The sequence below is a fragment of the Desulfosporosinus burensis genome, from assembly GCF_054657535.1.
In genome coordinates this window covers 223,564-238,156 of the sequence record NZ_BAAHYN010000006.1, presented here as the reverse complement: position 1 = coordinate 238,156, position 14,593 = coordinate 223,564, and the positions used below count along the sequence as shown (strand labels likewise).

Genomic DNA, 14,593 nt, shown 5'->3' with positions numbered 1-14,593 from the left:
ACAGCGTCTAAAAAAAATAAAGAGGAAGTTCAATTAAGAACCTCCCCCTGCTTTGTCTTTATCTTTTAAACCGAATGTCCTTAACAGATCATCCCTCTTAGCCCGAACATCGTCATGTTTAACAGGCTTTTTCTTTTGTGCGTACATGGTATCGTAAAGCTTCTCAGGTTTAACTGGACGTTTGTAATTTCCAGTGGAATTCATGATGTAAGCTGTTTGCCATGCGGTTTTCATCATCTCCAGATCATAGAGGTGTGTTTCCTTGTCAATTTCAGCTTTTATCATGACACTCAGGATGTCTAAATCCAGATCGAGCATATACTCATAGTCCAGCTTGCAGTAAGCCAAACCATACATCCAGATTTCATCCCAAGTTAAACCTGAGATTACTTTAAACCCTGCATTGCTTCTCCTAGCTTCCCAGTAACTGCTTCCAAGTTTTCCATATCAATCAAATCGCCAACATCTTCTAATGTCAGTTCCTTATCTTCCCATTTAAGTCCAGCATAGAGCATTGCTCGAAGGAACGCTAAGTCGAATCCTTCACCACTTTGGCTGAGTTCGGAAAGCTTCTTACCAGTGATCTGCTCTGCTGTGATGAGTGCGTTCAAGTTAAACTTCAAGTGACGAACCTTATCCAATTCAATAGCAACGATTTTTTTCATTTCTTATTTCCTCCTGAGATTTTATTTTTGTGCATAACAAAAGACAGTTGTTTAAGGTACAACTGCCAAAACCGCCTAGATTCAAATTAGACCACTACACCAACAGTACGAACCAGAGGAGAAGCACCCTGTAACGAAAGGGAGATCGAAACAGCGTCATCTTGCGGATAGTCTTCAGGGAAGTCCGTGATAACTGCTGATCCAGTGTAGGTGTAACCTTGAGCGTTAGTATTAGCACCAACACGGATTGTTACGTCAATAGGTGTACGTGCTTCAAAAGCAGTGTGTAAAGCTTCGAGAGCAGCGTCACCGAGAACAACAAAAGCGTCACAGTCGATTGACCATGATTTAACCCCAGCCATGCTCTCTGCCCAACCATTACTGTTCTTATCAGTAGTGTCAATCGTATTAGCAGAACGAGAAAGCGAAGCAGATTTTTGACCACCCAAAGCAGTATCAGTACCAGATACATCAACTTTGAGCAATACGTCTACGCCAGCAACTTTAGCCATTATGAATTACCTCCTGTTTTTTCTTTAAAATAAAAAAAGACCTTTCAGTCTTTAAGTGGTCTTTACTACGAAGTCACCAATAATCGGAAGTCCGTGGTGTATATATAGTTGTTGTTGCTGTCCTGTCCGTTATAGAAAGGATTAGGATTTTTAGCTTGCATGAGTATCACTTGCAGACCATCCCACAGCAGACCATTGTTGTTATGCAGAGTAGCAATGACTGTGTTAGCCAGTTCCTCTGCTGTAGCTGGATGTTTACTCCGAGTCATGATTTGAATGTTCATTTCAGTAACAGAACCTGTAATTGATCCATTTATAATATCTACAACCAAAACATCTTCCAGCTTTGTATTGTAGGGAAATTCTGTGGGGTACGTTTGTTTGCCAGTTACACTGGCGATGAAAGCTACTAGCTGAATCAACCTCAACTAACACACCTCATTTCCTGCCATTTTTCTTCAATGACTGTTTTAGCTTTCTATCAATATTTCTAGCAATGAAGGCAGTCCATTCATCTTCGGAAGCGTCAATTACCTGAGATACATAACCCTTACCGACCTTGAGAGGTTTATTAGCGAACCTACTTCTTCTAGGTCTTTTTCTCCGTGAACCAGCACCTAGATTATAGTCCTCATCATGAGTCCATTTAGCATAGTCGAAACCTTTATTCACACCTTTATATGAGATTGTGAAATAGCAGTTTTCCAGATTCTTGTAATACCGTCTTGCATAGTGGGACTTCTCCAACTTACCTGTCTTATGAGGAGCAAGACTTTCAGTAGTAGCTACAACATCATCTCTGATATCATCCATAGCGTCCTTAACTGCGTCAAACACAACTTGTCCAGCGTTCTTAAAAGCTTCTAAACCAGTGGCTGTAATTTTAAAACCTTTTGCCATTAGCAACAACCACCTCTACTTTAAGACCTTTTACCATTACCAACCACAACCCTAGTGCCGATTATTTTTCCTGCCCAGTCTTCAAGAAAGAAAACATCGCCTACTTGGTATCGGTCAGTAACTCCCATAGCTGTTGTAAACTCCACGAAGTCACCGTCAGCGATCAGTACCTTACCACGGAACAGTATGGTAGCAGACATGGCAGTAGTAACACCATCAAGACCAGAGATCGTAGTCAAGTCAGTGTTATAGTTTATCTGGCATTTTCCAGTGTAGGTCATGGTTAGTACTGGCTGACCCCAATCATCAACTTCACCTGTTTGCCTGTAGATGGAAGCAGTTCGATTAATAGGAATAAAATCCAACATTGCCATGATTACTGCTCCCTTCTATAAAGACTCTCAGGTGTACCGACTTTCCTGCCAGAGTAGCTTCCAACCTTCCTCTTAGTGACACCGCCAGTTAATGGATCAGGTGTGATACCTAGTGCGTCCATAACATAAGGAGCAATGCTTCGATCCTTATCCTTGATGTTTACCATGACACCTGACATCTGGATATAAGAAGCACCCATTTCTGCTCGTAGAAAGGTATCATCAATCCGCATAAACCAGATCGTCTGATGAGCTAGAATATTTATAGGAATATCTGTCTCTGAAGTATAGATACCCTTTAGACCCAGGATCAGCAAGTCAATACTGTTGTTGATCGCTTTTCCTCGCTGGGTATCATCTGACTCATCCCAGATCGTGCTGTGGTAAATGTTATCTGTGATGTATTGAGAAACATCGAGGAGAGTTTGACTGAGCATTACTTATTCACCTTCTTCTTGGTGACTGGTTTGACTTCTTCGACTACTTCATATTTTCTGTGAAACATTTCAGCGAACCGAATACCTTCTACGTCAGATGTGAACACGTGGATACCGTCCAAGAACAGGACACCACCGAGCCAAGCGTTAGTCTTACACCCATAGAATACTTTTACCATTGGATTACCTCCTATCCCTTAAATGGAAAAAGGAGAAGCAATTAAGCTTCCCACTATTTGTTCATCGGCATTTGTTTCATCGGCATATCTTTCATAGGCATTTGTGGCTTACACACATCTTTACCAGACTTCTGTACCTCTGTGTTAGTTCCCTTCGCCATTTGCGTTTCCTCCTTCAACTACTTTTAGTTCCGTCTTTAGGTCAAAATAAAAAACGGAGAGTGAAGGGAAAACCCCTAAACCCTCCGTCTTTCTGTATGAAACTCCTATTAAGCCTTGATTCCTTTTAAACGTGCTACAGAGTTAGGATTGAACACTGCCAGACCGCAGTACCATTCAATACGAGTTCTGTAAACAGGCATAGTTTCTAATTCGCCAATGTCCGTAACACGGATAGAACCGTTTTGGATACCGCAAACATCACTCATAACACCGAACTTAACAGCGAAGATTTCATAAGCACTGGATTGTTGTGGCATAACAGCGTCCTCACATACACGGATAGGAATACCAGCGTACATTTGGATCGGCTTGCCGAAAGCGTCTTGTCCAACTTCAAGGTAGTGCTGATTAGCTTGTAAAAGATTCATCAGAATTCTACGAGCAGAACGAGACATGAAGAGAACGTCAGCACCGAAAGGTACAGCGTCAATTAACTTGTTCAAGTCAGCAAGAGTTAAAACACCGTTAACAGTGTCAGCAACAGCAATGTCTTGTCCACCAGCAACACCTTTAGCAAGACCGTCAAATGACTTAGTGTTAACAGCAGAGTCACCATAGAAGAACGTAGCGGTGTAGGTTTCAGCAACAGCTTTAGCTTTGAGTTCAGTTTGGATAGCACGTTGATCATTTAAGTTACCGCGAGTTTCAGCGATGAACTTGTCAACATCAACATCTCCACCGAGCATTTTCAAGGAAGCTGTCTTTTGAACGAACGCACTTGCACTCTCGGTATACCCTTCGTTTACATCACGGAAAGCAACAGTAGGAAGCGTAGCAACCTGATTGTAGGTGTAGGCATTGCCCACGATTTCCATAAACGGTAATACTTCAAGAACTGCTGAAGTCCGAACTATAGTCTCGATTACTCCACGTTGGAGCATATCTTGTGAAAGCTTTGCACTTTCTACCAATGTAACTGCCATTTGCAATTTCCTCCTTATAATTCCCTAAATTTTTGCAATAAAAAAACGCCCCATATTTCAGAGCGAAGTTAACTACTTTTTACTTTTTGAGTTTCCGTAAGCCATTGCCATGATCGCAGAAGCACTCAACTTGGCTGTGTCAGCCTGTTGTTTTACAGTGTTTGGATTCATTGGCTTGCCGATCTCGATGTCAGGATTGCTTACTTTGAAGATTCCTGATTTCTCAGCTTTAGCTAACCAGTCCATTCTTTCTTTAAGAGATAAGTTTGCTGGCACTAACTCTTTCAAGTTCTCAGGAACTTCAGCCATCTTAGCTTCAATGAGTTCAGCAATAATGCTTTCATACTCGTTAACCAAGTTCTTTTGCACTGTTAATAGAGCGTTTACTTGTGCGAGTTCAGCACTGGAATCACCTTTGGCTTTTACCTGTTCCAGTTCGCCTTGAAGCTTTTCTAATTCAGCCCTAAGTCCGATGATCTCTTCATCATCCTTCTTATCTGGCTGTTCCTCTTTCTTCTCAGGTTCTTTCTTTTCTTCTTCCTTCTCAGGCTCTTCTTTTTTATCTTCTTCCTTCGGAGGTTCTTTCTTTTCTTCTTGTTTCTCCTCGGAAGTAGTATCAGTGTTATCTTCTTTTTTCTCAGGCTCTGGATTGTCAGTCGGAGGAGTCTTATTCTCTTCCTTCTGCTCTGGATTCGGATTTGTTTCCTCCGCGAATTCATAGAGGAATTGCTGATTCAACCGTTTTAAGTCTGTAAGAACCATACTTTTCTTCCCAACCTTTCTGTTTATTTGTCCTTCACACCAGAATTAAAAAAAGCAGTCCATATTGCAGAACTGCTAATCTCAGGTGGGAAGAACTTTGCTGGAAGTACTGTGTAATCGTCAAAACACAGCGTAATCCTCCATCAAGGTATCCACTGCTTTCGGTAACTTAACCTTTACTGGAAGCTTTTTACAACCTTACTGGTTTATATTCCCTAATATTTTGTCCGACTTATTGCGTACTGTCTTGTGCTTCCTAATGGTGGAGTTCGGAATTGATTCCTCGTCCCAGTAAGCAACAGGATTGTGTCGGCAACGAGGGTGGAAGATCAGATTAGTTGCCTTTAATTCATCATAAGTTCTGTAACCCTCTGTCCGACCAGTCATGCTAATGATAAGACCTTCAAAACCTTTACAAGCGTCAATAGTAGTCTGTCTGATAGGGATACGAGCGAGATCACCGTGACCATCATGTTCATCTATAAAAAGTCTTACACCCTCAACATGGGCCTGATGGAACTTGGTTTTTACAACCATATCTACATAGGTATTAACATGCCATTTACGTCCTGCACGGTCAATAATACCTGTCATGTTCTCGTCAATGGTGTCCAGCAGGTTGTTACCTGATAACTCCTTTGCCAGCGTCTTTGCCAAGTCTTTCCTGCCGATGTTAAGCATGTTCTGGACGTTCATGTGCTTGACAAAAGTCTCTCTAACCAATCTCTTGACTGAGTACTCTGTGTTGTTTGTGACCAGCAGTAAATCCTTCATGGTTACTTCAGCAAGTCCAGTGGTGATACTGCCATTCTTCATAACCCTTGGAACGTCCTTTAGAACCTTGTCAAGGGAAACATTTGACAATCCTTCAGCTAGATACTTGGCAGATAATGCTTCTGCGTAGGCAATGGAGAAAGCTGTTGAAACACCCTTGGGTACGGATGATTTTAATTCCTTGGTCAATTCCAGTAGTCGCTGCTCAACATACTTATCAATTGTGTATTGGGAAACTTTAGTGTACATAGGATTGTTGCTGTAGCTGAGATTTATCTTTAACTTCCTTGCGATCTCTCTATAAGCGTCATCATAGGCTTTAAGAATAATCAGTAGGTTTCTATCATTAAGTTCGTAAGGATTCATAAGCCTTCCCCCTTAAAAGAGTGAAAGGATATCCTAGTTTAGGACACCCTTTTCACAGTTATTACTTTTTAGTTCCAGTCTTGGTCAGGTCTTTGTTAGAGTCATCCGTCACAGGATTTCCTTCAGCGTGTTTCTCTGTGTCGGTTTCGTCTTCCATATCCAGCATAGGATTGAAGTCCTCTGGATTGGTCAAGGCTGGTGGCATATTTGCTTTTGTCTCTTCATTGATCCTCTCGATCTCAGCGTCAGCTTGTTCCTCAGTCATACCTTCCATTCTCATGATCGCTGTCTTCTGAGATATTGTCTTTGCTCCACCAGTTCTGATATTCATGACAGTTGCTTCCTGAGTGTCATCTTTTGGAAGTCCATCTTGGAAGGTCAATTGTGGAACTGTGAGTTTATAGTCAGCCACACCGACAGCTTGCTCCAGCAACTGAGCAATGGAGAAGACTTGCTTCAAACCACGGTCATAGTACTGACGTTTTCTGTTGATCTTGGCGAGTAAGTTATTCATTCTCCACTTGATGGCGAGACCAGAAGTTCCACTTGTACCACCACCGTCAGACTTACCCAAAGCTACAGCAGGAATCTCGGCTGTGGTTAATAATAAATCCACCAATTTGTCAAGTTCCGTAAATGCCTGTTGTAGCTGTCCATCCCACGTAATGTACTGAGGGATGACATCTTCCTTGCCCATGACTTCAAAGACCTTATCTCGCTGTACATGGAAGGTAGGATTACCGTCATTATCTTCACCGAGAATTCCACTCGGAACTGCCATGGCTGGATCGCTATGCTTGTCCAGAATGTCAGCAATCTGTGTGAGCCTGTTGTTGATCTCGTCTAGGATGGCAACGTGTTCTGAGATATCGTCTAAGCCTTCCCAAGAATCATCAGAAGCAAAGTTTGGAATGTGAACTACCAAAGGAACTGCAATTCCTGTGAAGACTACCGATCTACCTTCCATAACTTCATCAATGATCTTCCAGCCGATGACTTCATAGTAGCCACCGAAGTATTTAGTTTCGATTGCTTTCATGTTGTACACACGATATTCAATCCGACCAGCATAGTGAGATTCAACAAATAATTGCCAGCTATCATTACCGTCAATCTCAACCATAACTGGAACAGCTATATGATAAGCCACGATCTTATTCTTATTGTAGAGGGAACTTTCTGGGAAAACGTGTTCTGGATTCACTGGCTCAATGATTACACGAGGAGCGTCCAGTTCTTTTGGCAGCTCTCCACCATATTCCTGACCGTAGCGAATTTTGATGAAGCTGTCACCACGGTAAGCATTGGCTAAAGCGGATTCGTAAGTCAAGATGTTCAGTCCATTGTCATCTTTGAAACGGTCAAAAGCTACTTGCTCCTTGGATGAATCACCGTTGCCAGCCTTAATTTGAACTGCTTCACCGAACAGGAAGTCAGCAGATTTTTTACAGATAATCCCTGCCATATTGACTGAGATATAAAGAAGGTCGGTCTTCTGTTTGCTGCCATTGAAGTCCTTGAAGACCTCAAAGTTCTCGCCCTTGAACAACTTTTTATTTCTGCGATACTTGTCAATCCTTGCTCTGTGTTCAGCAGGAGGATACATTTTACCCTCACTGAGAAACCTAACAGGAGTCATGGAGATTTCCACGATCTCATCTTCAGAGAGGAACGCTTTATCATCTTCACCAAAGTTATTACCAGATCGTGCTGTGGACATCTTATTCCTGAAAAACTCGCCTATATTAAAGCTTGGCATTGATTTTCCTCCTTAAATAAAATTAGAAACCCGAAGGTTTCTTGTAATAACTCTTTTTGCGTTGTTTACCAGCGATCTCTACGCAGGAAGCTAATGCGTCAGGTAGGTCATCATGGTCATGTCTGGGGAACTGTTCTAACATCTCAAGCAGCAGTCTCTGATTCTGTTTGAACCTGATAACACCCTGTTCAACCAAAGGCTCTAACTGCTCGATCCTATCTTCCTTCTTGCCCTTCGGGTTAACTGGGAGAACTCGCGTTTTATAGAAGTTCATTTTTACTAATCTCTCTCGAAGCTGGCGGTACATATCGTACTGTGCTTGAACAGTCTCAATGCCGAAAACATTGTGTCCGTACTCTTGAATTTTCTCTATTGCAATTTCTAACGCTTTGTGCATAGGAACTTTCCCTGCCCATGTGTCTAACACGTAGAGAATACCTGTTCTCTTATCTCGTCCGATGGTAATGATGGCATTGTAGTCAGAACGATCATTTTTACCGATGGCGATATCCCAGAACCCAAAGATATCCATGTTCATAGGTCTACCATCCGAGTTGAATAGGTCTTTGTTGTCATAAAACTGAAAAAGACCACGCTTAAAGATCGCAGTCTCATCATCAGTAGGTTTATTAAGATACTCTGAACCAAAGGCTCTACTACCAACATTGACTTTGATCTTCATCAACTCAAAGTAAGTGAACCGATCATTCCAGAGAGTTACTGCTCCAGCGTCCATTGCTTCTTTATTGCTGTAGTAGAATACTTCTGCGTCATGCTCCCGATCAGGATTCTCTTGGTCACGAAGCATTGTTTCGAGCCTTTCCCATAACTCGATATTCTCAGGCTCTTGGACAATAGCAGAATAGATTTTACCTTTGAAGTCAGAACGTCCAAGCACCGCAGGAAGTAAACCCTGACCGTGGACTAACGTACCCATGTAGATAAAAGCTGTTCGGGTGATATCCCCGATTGGCATGATTACAGAGTTAAACCAGTGAAGATTCTTCTCACGGAGTTCTTTTGTGTTAGTGTTTTTGGACGATTCGAGATCGTCTAGGATAACCAAGTCAGGACGGAAAGCACCATGTCTTGCTCCACGAAGCTGCTTACCGATAGACGCAGATTGAACACGAATATTGTTCGTAGTGACGAAACCCTCTTGGTTATCAGATTCATTTGCCATTTTGTTCTCGTGGAGGATAACTCCGAAGTCACCTATTAGCTTCTTGTTGAACTTTAGCTGATCAGCAACCCACTCTACGAACTTCCGAGACATTCCTTCGGTCTCAGAAACAATCAGGATATACTTCCTCTTGCCGTAGACGATCTGGTGGACTGGCAGAATGTTTGAAAGGTACGCGGATTTAGCGTGACCCCTCGGCACAGACCAGCATATTTTCTGCTTCATATCCTCATTCAAGCTATCAAGGATACCGCACAATTCCCTGTGAAAATCAGGTGCTGTGTCGATACCGTAATTGGCAGGAATTAGGTTATTTTCGTTTTCAGGGTTATATTTATCTGAGAAGTACTCATAGGCAAAATAGAGCAAGTCATACTCACCACGGAGTACCCTGTATTCCTTCTTAATCGCTTTGACGTAGGTTAGATAGTCCTGCAACTGCTCAGTGCTTAGATTGCCAGATTTAGCTTGCGAGACTAGCTTTTCTACAGAAGCCTTTAGTTGTTGAAGTCTAATTTCGACCTCTGCTGGGATGACGTTGGACTCCACAGCATTTCCCCCTTTCGTTAGCTTTAACTGATTCGCTAACTGGTGTTACACACAAGGGGATTTACAACATACCATTTCCAGTAATTACAACATAATTCGTTTAACTATTTTCTGTTTAACTACTTGACGTTATCGGGATAGCGTGTTATCATATGTACATGGTCAGCGATTAATGAGAACAGCAAAACGAAGCAAATACATAGGGAGGAATGAATGTTGATTGTAGATGGTAAATGTGCTTGTCCGATGTGTGAACGTGAGGAATGTTACAAGCTGCACTGCCTAGAAATTACTGGTGATTGTAATAGCTGTACTTGCAAAGATATGCCGTGTGGAGCGTTCAGTCCCAAGAAGGAGAACGAGTAAATGTTGAACTCTAAAGAAATCGCTATCATCTGTATCTATACCGCGATGGGGCTAACCCTCAACACATGGTTTAGTGAAAAATAAGAAGATCAAACACCGCCAGTCAAACAAGAAGAGCCAGCTAAACAGGAAGCAACTACAGCACCAGCTACCCAAACACCAGCTACAACACCGCCAGCAACGACTCCTGCACCAGTACCAACAACATCACAGAAGCTAGTAAATCCCCTTTCTGCAAGAATGATGACTCTGTAAAGGCTACCGTCAAGAAAAATGCTGAAGCTGATTGGGGTACTGACTTCCAAACGGTCAAATTTACCCTCGATCAACAGATGGAAGCTTATAATGCTCTGTAAACTATAGAATCAACAGTAAGAGAGGATTTGTGTTTAATGGAAGATTTAAGAAGTAGATATAATGGTCTGTTAGCTGTAATGAGAGAAGGATATACTGCCGAGGATGGCTCAGAACTCACCTTTACCACAGAGGAATTCACTGGTCGGATAATTGGTCTGATGTGCTTGTTCTATGAAGATGGTGTAGTGGGACTGGAGAATTTCAGTGATATAGCATGGGACTGGAAATGGGATCACTACAGTAAGGTATTGGCAGAACTTGTGCAATTGGGCGTACTAGATGAGGACGGAAACCTTGACCCAGCAGAGTGCCACCAAGTCAAGATCGAAATGGAGAGCATACAAGAAGGTGAGTACTTTGTCTAAGCCTAACGGAGTCAAAAGAGGTTATGCTCGTGTCTCAACAGTCGATCAGAACCTTGACCGTCAATTGCTGTCATTAGAGGAAGCTGGCTGTGAAGTGATTTACGCAGAGAAAATTTCAGGCACAAAAAAAGATCGCCCAGAATTACAGCGTTTATTGGCAGAACTTCAAGTTGGGGATATGGTAGTGGTAAAAGAACTCACAAGGGTTTCGCGGAGTACCAAAGATATGCTCCAATTAGTACAGGACATCACCGACAAAGGCTGTTATATCAAGAGTCTTAATGAAAGCTGGCTTGATACCTCTTCCCCTGCTGGTGAGCTAATGTTGACGATCTTCTCAGGACTCGCCCAGTTTGAACGGAGACTGCTACTACAGCGATGTGCTGAAGGTCGAGCAGTGGCAATAGCAAAAGGGACTAAGATGGGGAGACCGAAGAAAGGCGGTAAGCAGTTAGATTTCGCAATGTCACTGTATAAGTCACAAGCAATGTCTATCAGGAAAATCTGCGAAGCTACAGGAGTGGCTAAAGCTACTCTGTGTCGCAGGATCAGTGAGACTAAACCAAAAAAGGTGGCAGTAAACGCATGAGTAGTGGTAAGGTTGCAATTTACATCAGGGTTGCTAGGGAAGAACAAACCGAGGATTACACAATCAGGCAGTATGATAAATGCCTAGACTTCATAGGTAGGTCATACGGTAATCCTGAGATTGAATGTTATCAGGATATCGGCAGTAGGTTACAGTTAGAGTCTCTTCTCACAAATGCCGAACAGTATGACACAGTTGTTGTGAGTAGTTTTGATCGTTTAGCAAGGGGTTTAGATGAACTCCTCACTGTAAACAAGACCCTGCATGATAAGGGAGTTAAAGTTCTCGATGTTACAGGTACTGAGTTCATGATAAACTTTATGGAGCAGATCAGAAACATCGAAGAAGAACAAACAACACATCGAAAGCGATCTATGAGAGGACAGCAGTTGAAGCAAGAGCGTGATGAAAAAGAAGCTAAAGAAGCTGGGATAACCGTAGAAGCTAAACGGAAAATAGACCGCTTACAGACAGCATATATCGAAAATGTTATCGACAAGGAGTATTATCTAAAGAGGTTGGAAGAACTAAAACAGCAATAAAAAAAGAGGAAGCTGGAAGCCAGGACTCGCGTAGTCAATGCCCAAGGCTTCCTCTTCTTTGTCTTTATTTACAGTTAAGCTTCATTATGGTTTTTATAATCTAAGTATTATATAAACAGTAATAAATAGCAGTTATATAATCTTTACTTACATTCTAATAATTATAATACAAAATGAGGAAACCCTTGGGAGAGTAAGGATACAAGTTCTTATAAAAATTGATATGGTACAAGGCAGTCACAAAACGATCTCTTTCCCTACATGATTATTGAAGGGACAGAGGAACAGGTATTGACTCCCCCAAGTGTCAGTAAGTCCGTACTGTGGCAGTTGATCGCAGTTAAGGCAGGGAACTTTAGCTAGGTTTCTTAGACACTGGCAAGAGCAGTAACCTGAACCCTCTGATCCCACAGATACTCGCCAGTTGAGACTGTAGAAGGAGAGTAGGATTTATGATAACACTGAAATGCCCAGATGATTTCTGCGTGTACAGCAAGAATGGATTCTGTTATGCCAAGGGTGGAGTTGTTGAACTGTTCTTTACAGCTTCAGGACTGATGGTATGTAATTCGTTTAGTTCCGAGATTGAGCCAGATAACATTGATGATTACTGTGAATAGGAGGATTGGCGAAATGTCTGACACTGTAGAGGTCTTAAAACTAACTGCGAAGATTATTGGGGTAGTTGAGTATCAGGGTATGATGATTCTATCGTTTGATGACGGAACTCATATGGCTTGGGATCTTGACACTGACCACCTTGAAATGACTCGTGTAGATGATGGTACTCCGCTTCTAAGATCATCTGTTCCTAAAAAGTAAAATTCTGTTGTGAAAATTTTATGGGCAGTATAACAGCTGTGGGAAAAAGTCAACCCCTGTATACCCCCCATTAAATAGGAAGTGATTAGTAAATTTTAGCTGTTGACATGTGGATTAACCTCTGCTTGTTGACAGTTTTTTATTGTTATGCCACTGGTTTTATTGGCAGGAGTTAACAATTTGACACCGCTGCCCAGTTATGCTTCTTGACGGATATTGACTGTTATGTAGTTGGTTTAATTCACAGGCTTTAGCTGTTGACATTCCGCAAACTCTCGCTTATTGATAGATTTCAACTGTTATGTTGCCGGATTAGTTTCCAGTGATTGATGTACTTATTGACAGCTTTTGATTGCTGTATATTTGCTGTATATTGCAGTTATTTGGTACGATTTTCCTTGACATACAGTTCCCCGAAAAGTAAAATTCAGTGTGTATCTGTTATGTAGGTCGGATGGGGCAGGATTTACAGTTACTTCCACCGTTTGCAGGGTCTGGAAGAATTACCATATTTATGCTGTTGTGTCGGTGTATGGAAAAAGAAGAATCTAATGGAAAACTAGTATGGAATGGTAGTTCTGGTATGTACTGCAATAAATGCAATACTATGGAATACTCGCCATTGATTTACTGTCATTTAAAGGATTTACAGTATTAGCAGTGATTAGATAATATAGCAGCTATTTACATTATTTACAGTGATTTACCTTATTGTAAGTGTATAGCAGTATTGTCAGTAGCTACCATATCCCCCCTCTATTTCTGTTTAACTGTTTTGATAACGATTAAAGAGAACAGTGTAAACCGCCTATAATCAGGGTGAAAAAGTGTCCTCAGTATTTAAAATTTATGAGTACAAACAGAGAAAACAGGAGATACCAGCAGCAGCTAGTACCCCCTGTTTAAAATTTACATATTATCCAGTTCCTTCAAAAGATCATCAACATTTATAGTTACTTCCTTTGTTTCCGTAACTTGGACATTATCCTTAAATAATCCTTGATTTCTATAATATAACTCAATTGCCTTTAATTTACTTTTTTCTGAGCCTTCCTGTAAAATCTGTAAAAGAATGTTATTTACGTCTACTAAATGGGATTTCTGGAACTCTCTGGCAATCCTGTTAATTTCTTCATTAAATGATGGGATTGCCTTCCATCTCCAAATTGTGGTACGGTTAATACCATTTTCCATGGCAATCTCTTCCTCTTTTTTTCCAGTCATCGCCTTGTAAGCGATTTCCTCCGCAACCTTTTTTTGGGTTTCACTCAGTTGGCTTTTTCTGGATAAAGTAGCTTCTCTTTCCTTAATGTTACGATCTGTATTTGACATGATTTTATAACCTCCATTTTCTTTTATTTCCTGCTATTTCCTGCTAGAAGCAGCCATATACAGCCATTATTGATACTTCCTTTTTTTACTGGCAACAACAGAAATAGTGGTACAAGCTGCTTGAAACATCATGCAACAATCCCCCCTTATAAGCTTTTAAACCTCTCAGAAAACAACCTGAACGCTCACAGACATAAAAAAAAGAAGACTGTTTATATCCTCTTTTAGCTGCTCAATTCAACTGTAAAATACTGTATATTCTGTCCTTCCTCTTCTCTCCAATAGCGTATACACTTAAATAACTTATTCCTGTATTTTACATAGATTATCCCAAGTTCTTCCAGCAGATTCGATTGAATTTTAAAGGTATAACGAGCGTCTTCTGCACGATTCCTTCTATAATCTTCCAGCCAGTACTGATCAACTTTATTTCCAGAATCTTGTAAACAGTGATATAAAGCATTTTCAACGTCTTTAAAAATAAGAGTTATGTCGTTCATTAAAATACCTCCTGAAAATTGTTATCTTTAGCATAATTAAACACAGGAATATTTAATTGTTTAGAAAATTTATTAGCCCATATTGTGACTTTTCTGCTTGTATTAACAACTTTTA

Annotated in this window: 22 protein-coding genes; 6 read left to right on the top strand and 16 right to left on the bottom strand. The window is 41.1% G+C overall.

The window, feature by feature from the left end:
- Positions 1–33: 33 nt before the first annotated feature.
- The 13 genes from ACYQ3Q_RS12685 to terL form a co-directional block, all read right to left on the bottom strand.
- A complete protein-coding gene (locus tag ACYQ3Q_RS12685; RefSeq protein WP_459928903.1) occupies positions 34–357 on the bottom strand; it encodes a hypothetical protein in 324 nt (107 codons plus the stop codon).
- Between the two features lie 29 nt (positions 358–386).
- A complete protein-coding gene (locus ACYQ3Q_RS12680) occupies positions 387–665 on the bottom strand; it encodes a hypothetical protein (RefSeq protein ID WP_459928902.1) in 279 nt (92 codons plus the stop codon).
- A gap of 86 nt (positions 666–751) precedes the next feature.
- Positions 752–1,177, bottom strand: a complete 426-nt coding sequence (locus tag ACYQ3Q_RS12675) for a phage major tail protein, TP901-1 family (RefSeq protein WP_459928901.1) — start codon at positions 1,175–1,177, stop codon at positions 752–754.
- 65 nt (positions 1,178–1,242) lie between these two features.
- A complete protein-coding gene (locus tag ACYQ3Q_RS12670; protein ID WP_459928900.1) occupies positions 1,243–1,605 on the bottom strand; it encodes a minor capsid protein in 363 nt (120 codons plus the stop codon).
- A 10-nt stretch (positions 1,606–1,615) separates the two neighbouring features.
- Complete coding sequence (locus ACYQ3Q_RS12665) at positions 1,616–2,077, bottom strand: hypothetical protein (protein ID WP_459928899.1); 462 nt, start codon at positions 2,075–2,077, stop codon at positions 1,616–1,618.
- Between the two features lie 20 nt (positions 2,078–2,097).
- On the bottom strand, positions 2,098–2,451 hold the full coding sequence (locus ACYQ3Q_RS12660; RefSeq protein ID WP_459928898.1) for a hypothetical protein: 354 nt from the start codon (positions 2,449–2,451) through the stop codon (positions 2,098–2,100).
- Positions 2,452–2,453: 2 nt separating this feature from the next.
- Positions 2,454–2,888 (bottom strand): hypothetical protein, encoded by a 435-nt coding sequence (locus ACYQ3Q_RS12655; RefSeq protein WP_459928897.1) that lies wholly within the window; start codon positions 2,886–2,888, stop codon positions 2,454–2,456.
- Positions 2,888–3,067 (bottom strand): hypothetical protein, encoded by a 180-nt coding sequence (locus ACYQ3Q_RS12650; RefSeq protein WP_459928896.1) that lies wholly within the window; start codon positions 3,065–3,067, stop codon positions 2,888–2,890. The genes ACYQ3Q_RS12655 and ACYQ3Q_RS12650 overlap by 1 nt, the downstream gene beginning before the upstream one ends.
- A 269-nt stretch (positions 3,068–3,336) precedes the next feature.
- Positions 3,337–4,212 (bottom strand): major capsid protein, encoded by an 876-nt coding sequence (locus tag ACYQ3Q_RS12645; RefSeq protein WP_459928895.1) that lies wholly within the window; start codon positions 4,210–4,212, stop codon positions 3,337–3,339.
- Positions 4,213–4,284: 72 nt separating this feature from the next.
- Complete coding sequence (locus ACYQ3Q_RS12640; protein WP_459928894.1) at positions 4,285–4,974, bottom strand: hypothetical protein; 690 nt, start codon at positions 4,972–4,974, stop codon at positions 4,285–4,287.
- Positions 4,975–5,172: 198 nt separating this feature from the next.
- The gene (locus ACYQ3Q_RS12635; protein ID WP_459928893.1) at positions 5,173–6,114 is read right to left on the bottom strand and encodes a phage minor capsid protein; all 942 of its coding nucleotides are present in this window, start codon (positions 6,112–6,114) and stop codon (positions 5,173–5,175) included.
- Positions 6,115–6,175: 61 nt separating this feature from the next.
- Positions 6,176–7,873: a phage portal protein gene (locus ACYQ3Q_RS12630; protein ID WP_459928892.1), complete on the bottom strand. Its 1,698-nt coding sequence runs from the start codon at positions 7,871–7,873 to the stop codon at positions 6,176–6,178.
- Between the two features lie 22 nt (positions 7,874–7,895).
- On the bottom strand, positions 7,896–9,605 hold the full coding sequence (gene terL, locus ACYQ3Q_RS12625) for a phage terminase large subunit (protein ID WP_459928891.1): 1,710 nt from the start codon (positions 9,603–9,605) through the stop codon (positions 7,896–7,898).
- 213 nt (positions 9,606–9,818) lie between these two features.
- Here terL and ACYQ3Q_RS12620 point away from each other — a divergent pair, with 213 nt between their 5' ends.
- The gene (locus ACYQ3Q_RS12620; RefSeq protein WP_459928890.1) at positions 9,819–9,971 is read left to right on the top strand and encodes a hypothetical protein; all 153 of its coding nucleotides are present in this window, start codon (positions 9,819–9,821) and stop codon (positions 9,969–9,971) included.
- A gap of 89 nt (positions 9,972–10,060) precedes the next feature.
- Here the strand turns inward: ACYQ3Q_RS12620 and ACYQ3Q_RS12615 are convergent, their stop codons facing one another.
- Positions 10,061–10,300 (bottom strand): hypothetical protein, encoded by a 240-nt coding sequence (locus ACYQ3Q_RS12615; protein WP_459928889.1) that lies wholly within the window; start codon positions 10,298–10,300, stop codon positions 10,061–10,063.
- 63 nt (positions 10,301–10,363) lie between these two features.
- On the opposite strand from ACYQ3Q_RS12615, the gene ACYQ3Q_RS12610 reads away from it, so the two are divergent.
- From ACYQ3Q_RS12610 to ACYQ3Q_RS12590, 5 genes are all read left to right on the top strand, one after another.
- Positions 10,364–10,693 (top strand): hypothetical protein, encoded by a 330-nt coding sequence (locus tag ACYQ3Q_RS12610; protein ID WP_459928888.1) that lies wholly within the window; start codon positions 10,364–10,366, stop codon positions 10,691–10,693.
- Complete coding sequence (locus ACYQ3Q_RS12605; protein WP_459928887.1) at positions 10,686–11,282, top strand: recombinase family protein; 597 nt, start codon at positions 10,686–10,688, stop codon at positions 11,280–11,282. The genes ACYQ3Q_RS12610 and ACYQ3Q_RS12605 overlap by 8 nt, the downstream gene beginning before the upstream one ends.
- A complete protein-coding gene (locus ACYQ3Q_RS12600; RefSeq protein ID WP_459928886.1) occupies positions 11,279–11,824 on the top strand; it encodes a recombinase family protein in 546 nt (181 codons plus the stop codon). The genes ACYQ3Q_RS12605 and ACYQ3Q_RS12600 overlap by 4 nt, the downstream gene beginning before the upstream one ends.
- Before the next feature lie 452 nt (positions 11,825–12,276).
- Positions 12,277–12,444, top strand: a complete 168-nt coding sequence (locus tag ACYQ3Q_RS12595) for a hypothetical protein (protein ID WP_459928885.1) — start codon at positions 12,277–12,279, stop codon at positions 12,442–12,444.
- 13 nt (positions 12,445–12,457) lie between these two features.
- Positions 12,458–12,646 (top strand): hypothetical protein, encoded by a 189-nt coding sequence (locus ACYQ3Q_RS12590; protein ID WP_459928884.1) that lies wholly within the window; start codon positions 12,458–12,460, stop codon positions 12,644–12,646.
- Positions 12,647–13,555: 909 nt separating this feature from the next.
- Here the strand turns inward: ACYQ3Q_RS12590 and ACYQ3Q_RS12585 are convergent.
- Both ACYQ3Q_RS12585 and ACYQ3Q_RS12580 read right to left on the bottom strand, forming a co-directional pair.
- Entirely contained in the window at positions 13,556–13,978 is a 423-nt protein-coding gene (locus tag ACYQ3Q_RS12585) for a phBC6A51 family helix-turn-helix protein (RefSeq protein WP_459928883.1), read from the bottom strand.
- Between the two features lie 224 nt (positions 13,979–14,202).
- Complete coding sequence (locus ACYQ3Q_RS12580) at positions 14,203–14,478, bottom strand: hypothetical protein (RefSeq protein ID WP_459928882.1); 276 nt, start codon at positions 14,476–14,478, stop codon at positions 14,203–14,205.
- Positions 14,479–14,593 lie beyond the last annotated feature (115 nt).

What these genes read in the sequence shown, in the direction of transcription:
- ACYQ3Q_RS12610 (WP_459928888.1), top strand. Translation starts at nt 10,364, where the DNA reads ATGGAAGATTTAAGAAGTAGATATAATGGTCTGTTAGCTGTAATGAGA.
- ACYQ3Q_RS12660 (WP_459928898.1), bottom strand. Translation starts at nt 2,451, where the DNA reads ATGGCAATGTTGGATTTTATTCCTATTAATCGAACTGCTTCCATCTAC.
- ACYQ3Q_RS12680 (WP_459928902.1), bottom strand. Translation starts at nt 665, where the DNA reads ATGAAAAAAATCGTTGCTATTGAATTGGATAAGGTTCGTCACTTGAAG.
- ACYQ3Q_RS12630 (WP_459928892.1), bottom strand. Translation starts at nt 7,873, where the DNA reads ATGCCAAGCTTTAATATAGGCGAGTTTTTCAGGAATAAGATGTCCACA.
- ACYQ3Q_RS12665 (WP_459928899.1), bottom strand. Translation starts at nt 2,077, where the DNA reads ATGGCAAAAGGTTTTAAAATTACAGCCACTGGTTTAGAAGCTTTTAAG.
- ACYQ3Q_RS12640 (WP_459928894.1), bottom strand. Translation starts at nt 4,974, where the DNA reads ATGGTTCTTACAGACTTAAAACGGTTGAATCAGCAATTCCTCTATGAA.
- ACYQ3Q_RS12580 (WP_459928882.1), bottom strand. Translation starts at nt 14,478, where the DNA reads ATGAACGACATAACTCTTATTTTTAAAGACGTTGAAAATGCTTTATAT.
- ACYQ3Q_RS12600 (WP_459928886.1), top strand. Translation starts at nt 11,279, where the DNA reads ATGAGTAGTGGTAAGGTTGCAATTTACATCAGGGTTGCTAGGGAAGAA.
- ACYQ3Q_RS12685 (WP_459928903.1), bottom strand. Translation starts at nt 357, where the DNA reads ATGTATGGTTTGGCTTACTGCAAGCTGGACTATGAGTATATGCTCGAT.
- ACYQ3Q_RS12635 (WP_459928893.1), bottom strand. Translation starts at nt 6,114, where the DNA reads ATGAATCCTTACGAACTTAATGATAGAAACCTACTGATTATTCTTAAA.
- ACYQ3Q_RS12650 (WP_459928896.1), bottom strand. Translation starts at nt 3,067, where the DNA reads ATGGTAAAAGTATTCTATGGGTGTAAGACTAACGCTTGGCTCGGTGGT.
- ACYQ3Q_RS12645 (WP_459928895.1), bottom strand. Translation starts at nt 4,212, where the DNA reads ATGGCAGTTACATTGGTAGAAAGTGCAAAGCTTTCACAAGATATGCTC.
- ACYQ3Q_RS12675 (WP_459928901.1), bottom strand. Translation starts at nt 1,177, where the DNA reads ATGGCTAAAGTTGCTGGCGTAGACGTATTGCTCAAAGTTGATGTATCT.
- ACYQ3Q_RS12595 (WP_459928885.1), top strand. Translation starts at nt 12,277, where the DNA reads ATGATAACACTGAAATGCCCAGATGATTTCTGCGTGTACAGCAAGAAT.
- ACYQ3Q_RS12585 (WP_459928883.1), bottom strand. Translation starts at nt 13,978, where the DNA reads ATGTCAAATACAGATCGTAACATTAAGGAAAGAGAAGCTACTTTATCC.
- ACYQ3Q_RS12590 (WP_459928884.1), top strand. Translation starts at nt 12,458, where the DNA reads ATGTCTGACACTGTAGAGGTCTTAAAACTAACTGCGAAGATTATTGGG.
- ACYQ3Q_RS12620 (WP_459928890.1), top strand. Translation starts at nt 9,819, where the DNA reads ATGTTGATTGTAGATGGTAAATGTGCTTGTCCGATGTGTGAACGTGAG.
- ACYQ3Q_RS12655 (WP_459928897.1), bottom strand. Translation starts at nt 2,888, where the DNA reads ATGCTCAGTCAAACTCTCCTCGATGTTTCTCAATACATCACAGATAAC.